The following is a 16430-nucleotide window of genomic DNA, read 5'->3' as shown; positions in this document are numbered from 1 at the left end:
TTTTTGAACACCTGACCCGCCTCGACCTTAACTGTAGTCCTTTTCCTTAACAAAAGGGATCCCCCTGGAAGAGCTGGGGCAAGAGGCTGATCAACCCCTCAGCGCTTTGGTTTGGAGCTGGGATCGTGCCCTAGGCCAACGCTTGCCACGACAGCAAGAACGAGCTGACCAAAAGCAGGGATCCCAACAGCCGCCGCCAGCCCCTCCAGGGAATCTCCGCCAAGACACCGCCAGCGCTCAGGCACAAGAAGGGCAGGGCCACTAGGCCCCAGCGGGCGCTTTGTTGCAGGAGGTACAGGGGCGGCTCCCCCCGACCCTCCAGCCAAGTTGCTAGCAGGCCCATCCAGAGGGCATGGCCCAAGCCGGCCAGGCTGAGCAAAGTTTGTTGGCGTTCTTCCCAAGGCCAGCCCAGCCGCACCAAGGCTAGCCCTAGGGGCAACATCAAAGTAGCTAGCGTAGGCAGGCCAGTTGGGCCTCTGGGCGAATAGGATCCCATGGCTGGAGAGAGAGTCTCTGTTCCCCGGAAGCGATCCCCAAGCCCCTCCGCCCCCCCGAGCCAGGAGAGGCCCATCACCAACAGCAGCAAGGCTGATCCCTGCAACCCTTGCCGCGGCCGGTGTTGGCTAATCCACAGCAGCGCCCAGAGCAAGGCCAAGGGCCAAACTCGGTAGCTCAGCCCACAGGCCAGCGCCAACCCCTCCCAGCGCAGGCGGGATCCCGGCCTAATGCCGCTGCTAGTTAGTAAGACCAGGAGAGCGAGGATCTCGCTGCTCGGCTCCAACCCCTGGGTCAGCACCCAGGGGCTAAGCCCCCACAGGCCAGCGCTCCAGAAATTGCCCCAGCTCCAACACAACAGTAGGATGGCCAGACAGGCTAGGGTCGACAAGGTTGCCAGCAGTCCTTGCGGCGGGATCCCGCTTTTTTGCCCTAGCCAAGGCAAAAGTTTCTCTGCCAGCCAGTGGTAGAGGGGGAGTTCCAGCGGAGCAAGGGATCCCCCAGAGCTACTGGCAGGCAAAACGCGCCACCACGCTTCCTGAGCCGGTTCTGCTAGAAGGCGAAGCCGTTGCCCAAAGAGCAGTCCTACTCCCCCGCACAGCAGGCAGGGGCCTATCCAACTCAGCTTGGCCGGCTGCCGGCGCCGGAGTAGCCGTTTGCCCTGAGGAGGCATGGCGGGAGGAAACCTCACGGAGAAGAGGGCCTAGTCAACTCTAGATCGCCTGCTGAGGGACACCCCGACTGCTGCCAACGGCGGATAGCTTGGGCGGTGAGCCCGTTGGTAACATCGCGAACGGGGATCCCGGCTCCAGTTACTCGGAGGCGCACCAACTGCCAGGGATCTCCTGGTTTATCCCGCAATACACAGGCCTCATAGGCCAGATGCAGGGTTTCGCTGCGCCGTCCCGCTAGAGGGTTGTCCGGCTGCGGCGGCTGCCGAGGGAGAACCAAGCGGCGCTCCAGCGTGGTGAAGTAGAGGCAAAAGCCCTGGGCAGTGGAAGCGGCTGGGCTATCCGCCAACTCCTTGGCAGCAAGAGGCTCGACCTGCGGCTGGCCCACGAGCACCACCTGAAACTCTGAGCGGGAGCGGCTCAGGGCTAAATTGAGAAACAAAGGCAACTGGGCCGTCAGGGCCTCAGACCAAGTTTGGGGATCGCTGGCACAGACTTCTCCCCTGGCTAGTGTAGGAGCGAGGCCGGACAGTCCCAAAACCACTGCTAGAGCGGCTCCCCGCCTGCCTCCCAACGCCATTTCCCCAACCCTCAGCCCGCAGTCTCCACCAGCGCCTGGAAGCGTTGCCAGGCTGCCAGAGGATCGGCAGCGGCCGTGATGGGGCGACCCACCACCAGATAGTCCGCCCCCGCCCGCAGGGCTGTTGCAGGGCTACAGACCCGCCGCTGGTCGTCCCCCGCCTCTGGATCCCCCAGTCGGATCCCTGGGGTTACCAGCAGAACCTCCGGCCCCAGAGCTTGGCGCAGCCGCCCCACCTCCTGGGGAGAGCAGACCAGCCCCGTCAAGCCCTGTTCCAAGGCCAGCTGGGCCAACTGCAACCCATAGTCGCCGGGATCCCGCTCGATGCCCAGCTCCCGCCGCACCTGTTCAGGGCCAAGGCTGGTTAAAAGGGTAACTGCTAACAGCCGACAGGAACTGCCCTGGACGGCCGTTGCGGCTGAGTGCAACATGGCGCTCCCGCCGGCCGCATGGACGGTCAGCAAGTCCACCCCATGGCCAACGGCTACTCGGACTGCCCGCCCCACTGTGCGGGGAATGTCGTGCAGCTTGAGATCCAAGAAAATGCGCTTGCCCCGCTCCTTCAGGGCTTGCAGAATTGGAGGGCCAACTGCCGTAAACAGCTCCAGGCCCACCTTCCACCACTGCACCTGGGGTAAGCGCTCCACCCACTCCAGCGCCTCCTCAAGGGAGGAGGTATCTAGAGCAACAATAAGGCGGCTATCCTGCATAGCCCACGCCCTCAGGCCGGCTAGCGCGTAGAGCCCTCCTCCCGCGGCTCATAGTGAGGACAGCCCTTGCAAGGGCCACAGGGGTTGACGGCACAGCGCAGTTGCGGGGAAAGGGCATTGTAGCGACAGGTGGGATCCCCAATCCAGCCAGGCGGCGAAGCGATATAGGTATAGACAACTACGCCTCCAAATCCCCAGGGGCTGACGAAAAAGCGGCTGGTGCTAAAGGACTGCCCCTCGGCAGGGTTAGACGCTTCCTCTGGGCGCTCGGGTTCCTCCTCCAGCCGCCAAAAGGTTTCCCACTGCCTGAGGGTTTGCTCGATAGGGGTGGCCAGCTGTTCTCCCAGCTCCCTCAAGGCGGCTTCTAGAGCAGCAAGGCCTGCCTCTGCCGCCTGCCTAAAGGCTGCCACCCATTCTTCCGAGAGCTTCTCCCAATCCATTCTGCAGCGACCTGAGGGCTTCCTTTAATACCTTAGCCGCTTGCTTAGGCGATACGGCCAACTTTCTCCGGCAATTGCCCCTGCAGACATTGGCGCGGGTATGCCACTTCGCCTGCCTCTGCGCCGAGGGAATGCTGGGCTCGCGACTTGAATTCTTCTCAAGGTTCAGTTGCCGTACGCTGTCGCGGTTAAGGCCTGTCACAGAGGTCTGGGCTGCAGCTTCCCGGCCACCAACAAGCAAGAGGGACAAAACTATCCACGATAATCCCCTAAGGGCAGCACGGCGCATCTTGGGACTGGGCAGCGGGGGCAGTTCAATCGTAGCAGCTCTCTTGGGCAGCTGGCGGCTTGTCCAAGGCCGCTTTGGGCAGCCCAATCCCCGACCACTGCACGCAACGGCGGCCCTCTTCATCCTCCAGGGATCCCTCGCGGCGATAGGAAAAGAAATCCTGGGGCTGGCCAAAGGTGCAGTGGGGACTGATGGCAATGTGCTCAGGCGGGATCCCTTGCGCTTGGGCCTGGGCAGAGTTGACCCAGCGCAGATCCAGGCGAACCTTGCCAGGGATGGGATCAGGCCAGAGGGCAAGCTGCGGATCCACGCCTGCCGGCAGCGTCTGCAGCACCTTGTCAGCCACTGCTTGGGAAACTTGGTAGGCTGGCCCGGAAATGGCTGGCCCCAGGGCAATGCGGATTTCCTCGGCAGGGATCCCCCCCCCAAGAAAGACCTGGAGCACCTTGGGCAAGATGCCGGCAGCCGTCCCCCTCCAGCCAGCGTGAACTGCTGCCACCCACCGGCGACTGGCAACCAGAATCGGCACACAGTCAGCAGTACCAACCCAGGCAGAGTCTTCTGGGCAGCGGGCAATTACGGCATCGACTGCGGGACGCTGAACCCTGCTTTCTGCTTTCCCTGCCGGGATCGTGGTGAGGGCATCGGCCCACATCCACTGACAGCCGTGGACCTGGTGGCCCCAAGCTGCCCGTTCGGGGGTCAGCCGCAGCTGCTCAGCCAGTTCAGCCGGTTGATAGAAGGAGCTGCGCCGGCACCCAAAAGCATGCGGCCAGTCCGCCAAGAGCTGACACCGCAACCACCGCCACCCCCCTTGCTCTTGCCAAACCCAGCCCTCCGAACTGCTCATCGGCCCACGCCGCGAAAAGGGGATCTCTGGGCGTGCAGATGTCCCACGTGCTCCTCTAGGCAAAGTCGCAGCTCAACTGGGTTAAAGAGCATTGGCAGAAAGTGGATGCCTCGGCTTTCCCGGAAGAAGAAGAGAATGGGTACAGGTCGCCAGAAAATCTGCCAATCCTGCCATTCGCTGTAGGGGAACTCGCGGATGCGCCGGGAGCCGCTGTAGACTTGCAGGGCTGTGCGGGTAAAGGCCAGCCCGATAAGACAAGTCTGCACCAGCAAAAACAGGCCAAACAATCCCATGGCCAGCCCTGCCCAAAGCGAAAGCCAAAACAGCGGCACTGCCAAAACTAGCACTGCCAGACTGAGGCGAAAGTCGGGGGTCAACAAGTGGGCAGAGTAGGGTTTGATCACGCCTTGCTTCTCCTCCGGATCCCAGGGCTATTCTAGCCCCTCCCAACAGCGCTCCCTGGGGTTTCCCCACCTAATCTCCAAAGAGCTTGATGGCCGGCGGCCTGGGATCGAAGACCTCATTGGGATCCACCCGCGGCTGCCCCACCCCTTGCAGGGGATAGAGAGGACGACCCGTGTCGAATTGAAAGAGATAGATGGGCAACTGACTGCTCCCCAAAGACAAAAAGGCCATGGTATCGATCTGGGTGAGAGCATTGCGGCTGGCCGGTCGGGTGAGGTTAAAGGCGGCGATGCGGTCTTCCAAGGGGGTCTCTGCAGCAGTGCGTCTGCCCAGGCCAATTCTAAACTGCTGGTTCCCCTGCTCATCCACCCCCAAGACCTGCACATCCCCCAGCTCCAGTTGGGGCGTGCTCTCCGGCAGGCCGGCCACCACTGGCGGCGCATCCAGCGGCGGCTGCGAGGGCAAAAAGCGCAACTGCACTCCTTCCGGCAAGATGCGATAGTCCTGGTAGTCGTGCCGGATGGCAAGGGATCCCCTGAACACGCGGCGGGTCAGGCCCTCCAGCGTCCAAAACCCATAGCTCAGGTTGATGCGGGTGCTCTCCGGCAGCCAATAGCGAAGGCCTCCCTCGGGCGCGGGCACTGCCGTAAACCCCATGAGGACGTAGGCCTGTCCCCACACCCCTGACAAAAACAAGAGCACCTGCCGCGGCAGCCCCGACTCCGGATCCAGCCACAGCTCCCGCACCTGGCCCTCTTGGAGAGGCTCTAAACGCAGATGCTGGACAGGGGATCCCGCCAGATCCGCCCGTTCTGAGGAGAAGACGTGGTAGCGGGTGGGATCAGCCTCTAAGTGAAAGTTCACCGAGGGCAGGAGCGCTTCGGGCCGGCTCACGTACACCGAATACAGCCTGAGTAAGTCCGATTGGTTCACCGCTTCCAGTTGCCGCGAATCCAACAGGCGGACGCGATCCCCTTCGGCTACCCAAGCCTGCCAACTGCCGTCGCGGCGGCGGAGCACATCCAGGGTGGCTGTAAAGGTCTGGGATCCCTCAACCCGCACCTGCTGGCGGTACTGCAAGTTGGGCAAAGGGGGCAGTTGCTTCAAAGCAGCGTTGTAGCGCTCCAGCCAAAGCTGGGGATCCTGGTCAGAGCCTCTCGAGGAAATGAGCTCCGCTTGGGCCAAAGCCAAATCTGCTGAGGGTAAGCCAACTAGCCCCGCAAGCAAAAGCACAACTCCGCCAAGATAGCCATAGAGGGATCCCTGCCGTCGCCACCTTCTTACAGATTGTCCGGGGGGCATCAGCTCACCTTGGCCTACTTTGCTGAATGGGGAGGCTCTCTCCTGTCTCCATGCCTACTCAATGGCAATAGACTGGGGGCCTTGCGTGGAGGCCGGCGGATCCTCCACCCTCAAGCCCTGCGACTCTAGCCAACTGCGCAGCGGATCCTGCCTTACATCCAAACGCAGCAGGCCGCTGAGAAAGCCCCCGCAGAAGACAACAGGGTTGCTCAGAAAGGTCTTCCAGACCTCGTTGTGAGTAAACATAGTTGGCATCTCAAACCCTTCCCCATCCTAGCAGGGCCCACAGGGAAGAACCCCCTACCCTGCTAGACGGCAATCAATTTCTGGCGATCTATGTTTTGCAGGACACTGAAGATGTTGCTGCCGAGGTGCTGGAACTCCTTGCCGCTCTTGTCAGCAAAATGAAGTACCCAGGGAAGCCTACAGGCTTGGAACCCACTGGCAGGATGAAGCTGGGAAAGGTGGTAAGTCTGCAGGGCCAAGATCTCCAAAGGCGTACTGCCATATTCGTGGACAACTCGCAGGGGTCTTGCGCTACCAATGGAGCCCGTGCCTTCCCTGCTAATGGGCTGGCTTGTGACCAGAGTAAACGACTTTCGCGAGCGGTCGAAAACAACAGTACCTATTTTGGCATCTTTGTACTTACCTTCTTCCTCTATCCCCATCCTTCCTGTACCGCTTTTGCGTATTCCGACAACATCCACAGCAATCTTTTCTTTTTCTAACTCCTCAATTGTCTTTCCAAATTCACCTTCCTGCACTAAACCATCCCTCATTAAGAGAACCTTGGTGGGATATCGACTGAGCCTTTTATAAAACTTATTGACAAGCTTGGACACAGTCTGATAAATTGCATCACCAGAGAAGGTTTCTCCTCTTTGCACAGCAGGGAGCTCCCAACCTAAGCTCTGCCCATCAGCAAGAACAGCGAAGGCAGAGGCTCCGTAGTACAGCTGTCGATCGGTTCCCACATCGAAGCCAATGATCAGCTCAGGGCGTTCAGGATGGTCGAGGGGTTCCAGGAGTACGGGCTGCCATGCTGCCTTGCACAGAAGGCCTAGGACGACGTTTAGGGCTTTGTAGGAATCAGCGCCAGAGATCATAAACTGAGTTGCTATCCCCGCTTCGAGAGCCTCCACACGGATCTTTTGCTTGTCCTCATTGGGTGGCCACGGCATAACGACCAAAACGGTTTTGATCCCTTGCTCAGCCCAGCTTTGCCAGAATCTTTTTCGGGCGAGCTCGTTCTTAGGCAAGTAGTCCTGCCGAGTAGCATAGAAGTCTACTTCGACTTTTACTCCGCTTTTTTGGGCTACCTCAAGCAAGCACTTGTGCACTTCGCTAGGATACTCTTGCTTGTCGTCGCAGAGGTTTAGACATCCAAACTTAGTCTCGCCTACCTTCGCACATCCCTGGTACCTAACCCGGGCGGGATTTTGGACTTGCCTGTGACCCGATCCCAATAGCTTTGGCTTGGGCAAGATGTAGCCCTTAGTCTTCAGTGGTTCAATTTCCCTTCTGGTAAGGTTGTAGACGCTCTCTATAATAGTCTTTGCTGTCTTTTTAGACTCTTGCAGTCGTTCTTGTAAACTTTTTCTAATACGCTCGGTAACAGCGGCGCTAACCTTTTTAGCAAGGCTACTTCTGCACTCTAGACTGGCTAGTATTTCCAAGGTTAGGACAGGCGATAGTCTTCGAGAAAGATGGGGAAAACGCCCTTCCCTTGAAGCTACCTCGACTACCCAAGAGCTTTCCACCTCTTCTAGAGGAGCATTGTATTTTCGCAAATGAAACTCCGCCAGACTAATGTTCAGCCCTGCCAGCTGAACCTCCCGCGGCGACCGGTTGGAAAGAATACCCAGATATTTCCAAGTCCGGTGTTTATCGTATGTGTTCCGAACCAACTTGATTGGAACATCTGGATAGTTTTCCAGCCATTCATGCAAAGTCCACGGTGTGTAGAGACGGTAATGAATATCGACTTCTAAATAAAGCTTTCCGTCTGTTTCAACAGCAACATCTATCATTCTTCCTCTGTGGATTTCCCAGCCATCCCCGAAAAGTTCTACCCCTTCCTGACTAGTGATCCACCAGAGCAAGCCTCCCCCTGTTGATTCAACTTCAGTTTTTTTGAACAGAGACTTAAGGCGAGACTCTATCCTCTTGCGCTCAAAGCTTTCGAGAGCGCTTCTTTCTTGGACATCGGTACAGGTTAAAACCCTAGGCCCTAGCTCTTTTAACTCCCAACCCTCTGTCCTGAGCTTACTGATTGGAACTTCTTCCCGAGTTATAATTCGATTTCCCAGACGAACAGCTAGCACTTCTAGCTGATTACAGATCCTGGAGATTTTGGAAAAAGTTTTCCGCACATCCTCTGGCTCTGGGAGGGGGTTTAGCCTACAGTTGTACTCATAAAAGGTGAGGTCTTCCTGAGTTAGCTCCTTAACAAGAAAGCGATTGAGGATAACTGGGACTTCCTGCTGAAGCAGTCTCATTGGCAAACTCTGAGTTCAAGCTTCTCTCTAGAATAAGCCCTAATTTTCCCGATCGCGCCTTGGGGATCCCCCTAGGTTAGAGCTGAAACAACTCGGGCGGAGCCAGGTCGTGGCTAAGCGCCTCAGCCTCAAAGTGGCCGCTCATGCCCACCACCTGCCACTCAGCACTGCGATTCCCCTGACGGAAGCGCAGCCGTCGAGCCCGCAACGGCACCACGGCTACAACTTCTACTGGAAATTGTTGGTATTCGCCCAAGTACTCCCGGTAGTCCGGCGGCAGGTCGGCACTGCTTTCGATTTGAATCCAAAACACCCGCCCTGCCTGGTTGCCGTAAGCGCGGATCTGCTCCTGACCCTGGTACTGCTCCACGCCGCGTAGCCGCTGCCGCCCCACTTGCATAGACTGAGCCCACTCCGGCAAGGGATCTCCCAAACCAATTGGCCAGGCCGGCCCGCCCAACCCCAGCCAACACACTAGGAGCAGAACCCAGATCCAGGGCCAGCGACGTGCCCTTCTGCGCGCAGGGATCCCGTCCTGGGCAAGCATTGGTTTCCTCCCCAGTTCAACTCAAAACTTGGTCTCAACGCAGGCGAAAGCCAATCCGACCACGTTCAATATCGAAAGCAACGTCGGCGTTGAAAAACAGGGGCATGCCCAACAGTTGCACGCTCTGGTTGCCGTTGACAAAGATCCGATCCCGGCTGGGCGTTACCGGAAAGCCAACCCGGATGCGGTAGTCAAAGGCTCCTCCCAGCACAGCTCGCCACTCCGAGCCTGGGGGTAGGGTGGCGGTGGGAAAAGGAGCGGATCCCAACAGTCGAACGTTGAGGAAGATGTCGGAAGCGCCGCTGTCAAATACGGTGGGGCTGAGGACATTTTGGATAGAAGTATTGCTGATGCGGTAGGCCACTTGCAGAGCTTCATCCCGCCAGATGGGCGTGCCATCGGGAAAACTTCCCACCTGGGGCAGTTGCCGAAAACTGAAGCCAGCGGTGTTGGCCTCGGTCAGGCCGACGGTGAAAAGGCCCTGAGCAGACTCAAAGCCGCCGGTTTGGATGATGTACCCCGAGCGAAAATTGCCCGGCAGGCGAGTGAGAGGGCTAAACAGGTCGCGGTCAGGGCTGCGCTCGTCCAAAGAGGTGCCCAGGATCCCAGCAAAGGGCCGCCCTGGTCCAAATAGATAGTCGGAACAGCTGGCCACCAGCGGCTCCACACAGGTAATTTGGTCAATCAACTGAATCGTGACCGGCTCTCGGCTCTGGATCCCACCCAAGCTGAAGGGAGCGCGAGCCAGCACGCCAATAAATCGCGTGCCATCGGCGAAGGTTACCGTGGAAGGGATCCCCGTCCGCTCTAAGCCAAAGCGCCCTGCCACCGACGACAGAATACGCAGCCCTGCTGAGCCGGTATCCAGAAGCACTTCAGCCTCGCTTCCAGCCACACCCACTGTCAAGCCCAGCAACTTAAAGCGGCTGGTGCCCAGAGTGCGCACCGCTAGAGGAATCGACCGGCTGCCCGGCTCAGGCGGAGGAGGGATCAATCCAGGAGGGGAGGTCCCAGAGCCCTTGAGGCTAGAACAGGCGATCCCCAGCAGCACCGCCAGCGCCAGCACCAGCCCCCTTAGCCTGCGCCAGATTTCCACCGTCCAGGCTTTCCTCGGGAGCTGCGCTCCTGTCTGCATCAGATCCACTCCTCCAGCCACCAAGCGCTCGAGCAGGGAAAACCGGACTGTGCCAACCCCCCCTGCCCCTAGCTTGTCGAGGGGGCTGCCAAGGCGCGCAGTGCTCGGATTCCCGGCCAAGAACAGTGTAGCCAGAGCCCGAGGCGGGATCCCCCCCTCTGCTAGCGGGACGGGTTCTCGCCCTGCGGGCTAGCCTCCGGCATCAGACAGCCGAGGGCATCACACCCTGCTGGACCCTCTGCTATTAGGGCGAGGTTGCGGTCATAGCGCGCCAGCGCCTCGTAAAAGTTGTCGGTCTTTCGTCTTTGCTTGACCTCGGCCATCAGCCGCTCGTAGGTGGCCTTGTCGATTTTCTCGAAGGGCAAGCGGGGGAAGGGAGCGTCGAAGCGGGCCAGCAGTGCTGCGCTGATGTAGCCCTCGTCGTCGCGGATGGCCTCGTAAATGCGGGATCCCAGCGCTTCGATCTCGTCCTCGCGCAGCTCGATGGTGGCGGAGGTGTTGTGGGTGGTGTAGTACTTTTGCACCTGCATGTAGAAGTCAAACTGAGCCAGGGCAGAGAAGCGCTCAACCTCAATCTCCTCGGCGCCGGGCAAATTGGCCCACTCCACCTCCACCGGCAGCTCTACCAACCACTCGGTGCAGCGGGGATCAAAGGGGTCGTTGAGCAGGTTGCCGTGCTCATCCTTGTCAGACTGGGCGGGCACCACCGAGTAGCCGTAGTCCAGGCAGGCCAGGGCCACGGGGTCGTTTTTGGCAAAGGTGATGCGGCGAATGTAGCGCTGAGCCTTGGGCGGGTGCCAGCCGGGAGAGGCGTTAGTCAGGAGCGACTTGGTGCCGGCAGGTTGAACGGTGGTGCAGCGGTTGGGGCGGCGCAACCCGTGACGGTCGCAGTAGTCCCAAACCACGCGGTGAACGACCTCCTTCCAGAAGCTGAGGTATTCCCGCTCCTGCTGCTTAAACTCCCGCCCCAGAGGCGTATCGGGCCTCCCTTCCTGCCACCAGCGCAGCCAGTCCACCCCAAAGGCTTTGACGCAAAAGTCAAATAGACCAGTAAACGAGACGCCGACAATGGGATCCCATTCCCTTGAGCGCTGGAAGCGGGGCTCAACAAAGCGGTGGTGCAATAGCGCCGCAGCCGACAGGGCCCCTGCCGTAAAGGCCTCCTCTTGCTCCTGGCGGTTGTGGGGATCTAGCCGGTTGAGGTGGATCTCGGCCAGATTGCAGTGGAAGTCGCATCCGATGATCTCACCGCAGTTGTGGACAACCAACCCATTGGCATCAAAGCAGCTTGGGCCGGGCACGGTGCAGTCATAGACCGGTTCCACGCCGTCAGGCTCCAGGGCTGCAACTGTAACCGTAAACCGCTCCCGGTTGAGCCGGCGCTGGTAGCTGCCGAGCAGTTCACCTAGCTTCTGAGCTTTGCGCGGTTCTCGAAAGCCCACCACTGCCTGAAACTGGTGCAGGTTGTCCCCGCTAATGACCAGCTCGTGCTGCACCTTGTAGGCGTAGGGGGCTGGCTGGCGCTTGCTATCAGGCAGCAGACGATACCCAGCGGGACGGCGATTCTCGTAGATGACCGAGACAATCCCTAGACGCGCCAGCATGCGCTGCACAGCTTTGAGGGTGTCCAGGTTGCTTTGGGAAAGCCGCACACTAACTCCCTTCTCTTGACCGCCCTGCACACTGCCGTCTGCGTCAAACAGGCCGCACAAAAAGCCGCGGTGGAAATCAAAGCTTGTGGCTTCCAGTGCCGCAGTCATTTGCTTCTGTCCTGGAGCCATGCCGAACTTAGCTGCCAGCTTCGCCAAGCCGGTGGAATGGATAACCCGGCCCTTCAGCTTGGGGTGATAACAGGTCTCTGGCCGGCGAGGTTCGTACCCTACCGCAGCCTGCAACAACTGAGCCGCATGGAGGCTCATCTCCTGCTGCGTATCCTGCCCATAGCGCAGTACAGCCGTGTCATTCCACTGGGTTGTGGCAAGGCTGCCGTCGCCCAGCCAATTCCCCAAGAGCCAGCCTTCCTCCCAGGTCCCCTCACCATCCCAGGGGGTTAGGTCGCGATGGTTGTGCAGCAGAATGCGGTCGCCCGGGCGGAGCTCTTCTGCCGGCACCCATTCCGTGTATTGCGCCTTTGGAGTCTGGGCAATGACTTTGAGAACACGATGGTTGCCCGTCAGCCGAAGAGAGAATCCCTCCTGGGTCACCAGCTTGAGCACGGGCTTGGTGCCGGAGTAGAAAAACCCCTCTGGGGTCGTGCTGAATAGCTCGCCGTTGACGTAGGTGCTGTGCTGCTTGCCAATAAGGTCTTTCACCTGGCGCGGGCCGTCGCCCGTGTGGATCCAAGTGTCTGCGGTAACGCAGGGGTTCAGCCCATACCGTTGCACCCTATGCCACGTTGGCGGTTGGACAGACGGAGAGCTACTAGCTGCCTGCCGCTCCTCTATCCAGCGCCTAGCTCCCTCGGGTCCCTCCGAGGCATAGACGTTGAGGAACTCCCGCTTCAGCTCGGGGGTGTTGATTAGGTCGGCGTTGGCCCGCGCTACGGCTTCCCCAGCCCACTGGATAGCCCCCTCGCCGGAGTAAAACTGCTTGCGCACGGCAGCAATGCACTCTTCCCGCGTTGGCTTGCGGTGAAATACCCGGGTGTGGTTGGCCATGCGCAGGGCATCTCGCTCAGGGTCAATTCTCCAGTTGCCCTGCTCGTCCTGCTGCCAGAGATTGTCTTTGGCGCTAGATCCCAGCTCGTCGTCGGCGGCAAACTGGCGCATACCTGCACTACGGCGGATATTCCCCGCCACCACCGTTGCGGCCGCCTCATCAATGAGCAGGCAGCACTCCACCGAGTTCAGTTGCCTGCCCACGGCTTTGTTGAGGATGGCGGCACAGCGCTGGTACAAGCCGGGCAGCTTGATGGGGTTGGCCACGCCCCCAAACCCTTTTAGCCGCTCCCCAGCGGGGCGCACATGGCTGAGATCCACCGTCACCTCCACCTGACCCCCAAAACTGGGATCCGCCGCCAGCTCCAAGAGAGCTTGGTAAGACTCCACCCAGCCGCGGCGGCTATCGCCCACCTGGATGTGCACGTGAGAGCCCTGGCGCTGGATGCGGGTGTGTTCCTGCCGCGCTTCGGGGGGGGTGGCACCAATGGATCCTACTACCTGCACCTCTAGGCGGTTGAGGATGGGGGGCAACTGGCTGATGAACTGAGGCTCCAGCACCGCTCCCGTGCCACAGCCCATCATGGCCAGATCCATCATCAGGCCAAAGGAGCGCCAGTCCACCACGGTGAGGCTAGTGCAGTTGTAGGCGCCGGAGTAGTTTTCCGGCTTCTGGATCCACTCGGTGCCCATCACCCACAGGGCCCGACCTGAGATCAACGCTTTCAACTGCCGCTGCAGACGTTCCAACAGCTCCCGCTCCTGGGGAGTAAGGCGCCCTAGGCGGGCAATATCGGCCAGGGTGCGATCGCAGACGTCACTCCAAGTCTCGCGGCTGCCATCGGGGCGGCGCCGACTATAGGTGCGGTAGAACACTGGGGCAGCCGTTGGGGCTGTCGCGGGGAACTCGTCTACAAAACCTGGCACTTGTTCCTGGGGCGAGGGTACCGCTTTGCTCTGCTCGTAGGAGGAAGTCGATACCATAGCTGTTTCCGTCGTCCCCCAGAAAGAGGGACAAAAAAATAGGGTCACTGCGGCTAACCCGGCCGCTCTAGCAGGGTTGCCTGGTTTGCTGGACAGCTACCCAGGGTACCACAAGGATTCGCTGCGAAGCCCCGGAAAGGGCTAGAGTGGAAAGGAAGGGATCCCAAGGAGAAAGGTTGCCTGCTGTCCTAAAAGCCCTCCTGGGCAAGAGCTGTGTAGGAGTTAAGGCCATGACCAGTCGCCTGCGCATCGGGAATTTGTGGGGGATCCCCTTGTTCCTCGACTACACCTGGTTTCCAGCGGCTCTGCTGCTGGTGCTCTCCTACGGGGTGGTGCCAGCGGTGGGGCTTTTTCTTTCGCTATTGGCCCATGAGTTGGCCCACAGCCTAGTCGCCCGGGCCTATGGAGTACGGGTGAGCTCCATCACCCTGTTCATCTTTGGCGGCATGGCGGCCATTGAGCGAGAAGTGCCTCGCCCCCTGGGCGCTTTTTGGGTGGCTTTGGCAGGGCCCCTTCTCAGTTTGGGCTTGTTTGTCCTCTTCAGCGTGGCTGGAGCTTGGGCGGGGCCAGGGTCGCCGCTGACCTCAATGCTTGCCAGCTTGGCTGCCATCAACCTAGTGATTGCCCTGTTTAACCTGCTGCCAGGGCTGCCCCTGGATGGGGGGCAGATGCTCAAAGCAGCCATCTGGGGTTGGACAGGGGATCGGCAAAAGGGCATGTTGTGGGCAGCTCGAGCTGGCCAGGGAGTGGGCTGGGGCTTGGTGGGCCTGGGTCTAGTAGGGGTATTTTTGGGGAGCCTCAATGGCCTTTGGACGGGGCTCATTGGCTTGTTTATTTTAAGTAGCGCCCGTCGCTACGAGCAGTATGCGCAGCTGCAGCGGGTGTTGGCTCGCCTGAAGGCCGCAGATGTCATGAGCCGCCGCTTTCGCGTGGTGGATGCGGGCATGAGCCTGCGGGAGTTTGTCGATCGCTACCTGATCCCTGCCTCCCTCCAGCCAGAGACCGCAAGAGGCGTTCAGGAAGTGTACTTTGCCGAGGAGGACGGTCGCTACCGGGGCCTGGTTAGGCCGGAACTGCTCAACGACATCGAGCGCAGCCAGTGGGATCACCTCACCCTCAAAGCCATTCTCAAGCCGATGGAGCAACTTCAAGGGGTGCGGGAGGAAACTCCCATTGCCCAGGTCATCCAGATGATGGGCCAGGCGGAGCCGCGCCAAGTCTTGGTCTTCACCCCCAGCGGCGCCATTGCCGGCCTGATCGATCGGGGAGACGTGGTGGCCGTAGCCGCGCGGGAGCTGGGAGTGACCCTGCCTAAGGAAGTGGTGCAGCGGGTGCGCGAAAGTGAAGAATGGCCGCCTGGCTTTCAGGTAGAAGAGAGCCTAGTTGGCGAGGGATCCCCCAGCTTGTCGTGGCCAGGATCAACGGATACCCCTTCCCAAGACTAGTAAAGATAAACCCAATTGCTCCCTGAAGGCTCTCAGCGGCGGTTGTGCGGGTAAGATTAAGTTTGTTCTCTGCTGATTAAGAACTTTGACCTTGAGCCGCGCACCGCGTCTTCTTCCTGCTTACACCCATCGCCTAAACAACGGGCTAAGCGTCATTCTTCACCCCCTTCCCATTGCCGATTCGGCCACGGTGGACGTCTGGGTCCAAACAGGCGGGCGCAACGAGCCGTTGCAGTGGCTGGGCATATCCCACTTTCTGGAGCACATGGTCTTTAAGGGCAGCGAGCGGCTGGCCCCCGGGGAGCTGGACCGGGTTATTGAAGGGCGGGGAGGGATCACCAACGCTGCCACCGGCCAGGATTACACCCACTACTACATCACCGTAGCTGCCACCGACCTGCCGGATACCTTGCCCTATCTGGCGGAGGCAGTGTTGCGGGCTGGGATCCCTCCGGAGGAGATGGAGCGGGAGCGCCAGGTGGTTTTGGAGGAGATTCGCCGCGCTGCCGACAACCTAGGGCACACGGCCTATCAGCTTCTCCTGGAAACTGCCTTTGGGGTGGAGCACCCCTATGGGCGACCCGTGCTGGGCACGCCAGAAAGCCTGATGGGGTTGACCCCAGAGCTGCTACGCGCCTACCACCGCGGCTGGTACCGACCCGAGTACATGACGGTGGTGGTGACGGGAGGCATCGATCCGGACCAGGTGCTGGCGCTGGTGGAAAGAGAGTTTGGGGATCCTGCCAGCGGCTCTGCCTGGACAAGGCCCCCAATCCCGCCTCAGCCTCGTCCCCAAGGGATCCTGCGCCGCGAGAGCACCCATACCCGCCTGGAGCAGGCTCGTCTAAAATTGGCCTGGCCCACCGTCAGCCTCGAGGCCTGGGAGCAGGTTTGCGGCCTGGAGCTGTTGGCCGCGGTACTGGGGGGAGGCCGCACTTCGCGGCTGGTGCATCTGTTGCGAGAGCAGCGCGGCTGGGTGAGGAGGGTGGGCTGTTCTTCACTGGTGCTGAAAGAGGGGGGGCTTTTTTGCATTAGTGCTCGCCTGGAAGTGGAAAACCTGGAGCGGGTGGAGGCAACCATCTTGCGCGAGATTGAGAAGCTGCAGCAGGAGGGTATCGGTCAGGCTGAGCTAGATCGAGCGCGGCGCCTGCTGACCCACGAACTCCTCTTCTCTGCCGAGTCGCCTAGCCAACTGGCAAGCATCTACGGCTACTACGAGACCCTGGTTGGGGTGCAGCGCCTGCAGGAGTACCTGGAGCTGTTGCAAGCGTTTACCCCAGCCCAAGTCCGTGAGCTAGCTCAGCAGTACCTCTCTCCGGAGGCTTACGTGGTGGCCTTGCTCAAGCCGGCTGCCTCTGGCGCTGCTGCGGCTTCGGAGCTGCAACTGGCCTGCCGGTAGATCCCTTGCCCCTAGGAGCTTCC

The 16430-nt window shown here is 60.2% G+C and carries 14 protein-coding genes; 2 read left to right on the top strand and 12 right to left on the bottom strand.

What is annotated here, in order from left to right; translation table 11 throughout:
* Positions 1-130: 130 nt before the first annotated feature.
* The 12 genes from NW814_RS05355 to nrdJ form a co-directional block, all read right to left on the bottom strand.
* A complete protein-coding gene (locus NW814_RS05355; protein ID WP_414405484.1) occupies positions 131-1186 on the bottom strand; it encodes a hypothetical protein in 1056 nt (351 codons plus the stop codon).
* Positions 1183-1746: a hypothetical protein gene (locus NW814_RS05350; RefSeq protein ID WP_414405483.1), complete on the bottom strand. Its 564-nt coding sequence runs from the start codon at positions 1744-1746 to the stop codon at positions 1183-1185. The genes NW814_RS05355 and NW814_RS05350 overlap by 4 nt, the downstream gene beginning before the upstream one ends.
* Positions 1747-1757: 11 nt before the next feature.
* Positions 1758-2456 carry an orotidine-5'-phosphate decarboxylase gene (gene pyrF, locus NW814_RS05345; protein WP_414405482.1) on the bottom strand — a complete coding sequence of 233 codons (699 nt, stop codon included), beginning with the start codon at positions 2454-2456 and terminating at the stop codon, positions 1758-1760.
* 20 nt (positions 2457-2476) lie between these two features.
* Entirely contained in the window at positions 2477-2896 is a 420-nt protein-coding gene (locus NW814_RS05340) for a DUF6464 family protein (protein ID WP_414405481.1), read from the bottom strand.
* Positions 2897-3210: 314 nt separating this feature from the next.
* Positions 3211-4035, bottom strand: coding sequence for a polyphenol oxidase family protein (locus tag NW814_RS05335; RefSeq protein WP_414405480.1), 825 nt, complete (start codon positions 4033-4035; stop codon positions 3211-3213).
* Positions 4032-4439 carry a DUF3119 family protein gene (locus NW814_RS05330; RefSeq protein ID WP_414393224.1) on the bottom strand — a complete coding sequence of 136 codons (408 nt, stop codon included), beginning with the start codon at positions 4437-4439 and terminating at the stop codon, positions 4032-4034. Before NW814_RS05330 ends, NW814_RS05335 begins: the two co-directional genes overlap by 4 nt.
* Positions 4440-4509: 70 nt before the next feature.
* On the bottom strand, positions 4510-5742 hold the full coding sequence (locus NW814_RS05325) for a hypothetical protein (RefSeq protein ID WP_414405479.1): 1233 nt from the start codon (positions 5740-5742) through the stop codon (positions 4510-4512).
* A gap of 54 nt (positions 5743-5796) precedes the next feature.
* On the bottom strand, positions 5797-5997 hold the full coding sequence (locus NW814_RS05320) for a hypothetical protein (RefSeq protein ID WP_414405478.1): 201 nt from the start codon (positions 5995-5997) through the stop codon (positions 5797-5799).
* A 53-nt stretch (positions 5998-6050) separates the two neighbouring features.
* Positions 6051-8240, bottom strand: a complete 2190-nt coding sequence (locus NW814_RS05315; RefSeq protein ID WP_414405477.1) for an argonaute PAZ domain-containing protein — start codon at positions 8238-8240, stop codon at positions 6051-6053.
* 76 nt (positions 8241-8316) lie between these two features.
* Positions 8317-8787 (bottom strand): hypothetical protein, encoded by a 471-nt coding sequence (locus NW814_RS05310; RefSeq protein WP_414405476.1) that lies wholly within the window; start codon positions 8785-8787, stop codon positions 8317-8319.
* Positions 8788-8821: 34 nt separating this feature from the next.
* The gene (locus tag NW814_RS05305; RefSeq protein WP_414405475.1) at positions 8822-9922 is read right to left on the bottom strand and encodes a hypothetical protein; all 1101 of its coding nucleotides are present in this window, start codon (positions 9920-9922) and stop codon (positions 8822-8824) included.
* Positions 9923-10083: 161 nt separating this feature from the next.
* Positions 10084-13563, bottom strand: a complete 3480-nt coding sequence (gene nrdJ / locus NW814_RS05300) for a ribonucleoside-triphosphate reductase, adenosylcobalamin-dependent (protein ID WP_414405474.1) — start codon at positions 13561-13563, stop codon at positions 10084-10086.
* 230 nt (positions 13564-13793) lie between these two features.
* Between nrdJ and NW814_RS05295 the strand changes: the two genes are divergently transcribed.
* Positions 13794-15008: a site-2 protease family protein gene (locus tag NW814_RS05295; RefSeq protein WP_414405473.1), complete on the top strand. Its 1215-nt coding sequence runs from the start codon at positions 13794-13796 to the stop codon at positions 15006-15008.
* Between the two features lie 91 nt (positions 15009-15099).
* Positions 15100-16407, top strand: a complete 1308-nt coding sequence (locus NW814_RS05290) for a M16 family metallopeptidase (protein ID WP_414405472.1) — start codon at positions 15100-15102, stop codon at positions 16405-16407.
* Positions 16408-16430: the final 23 nt, after the last annotated feature.

It is taken from the genome of Synechococcus sp. R65.1, from assembly GCF_047461755.1.
In the GTDB taxonomy this organism is placed as follows: domain Bacteria; phylum Cyanobacteriota; class Cyanobacteriia; order Thermostichales; family Thermostichaceae; genus Thermostichus.
This window is presented reverse-complemented; position numbering and strand designations above follow the sequence as displayed.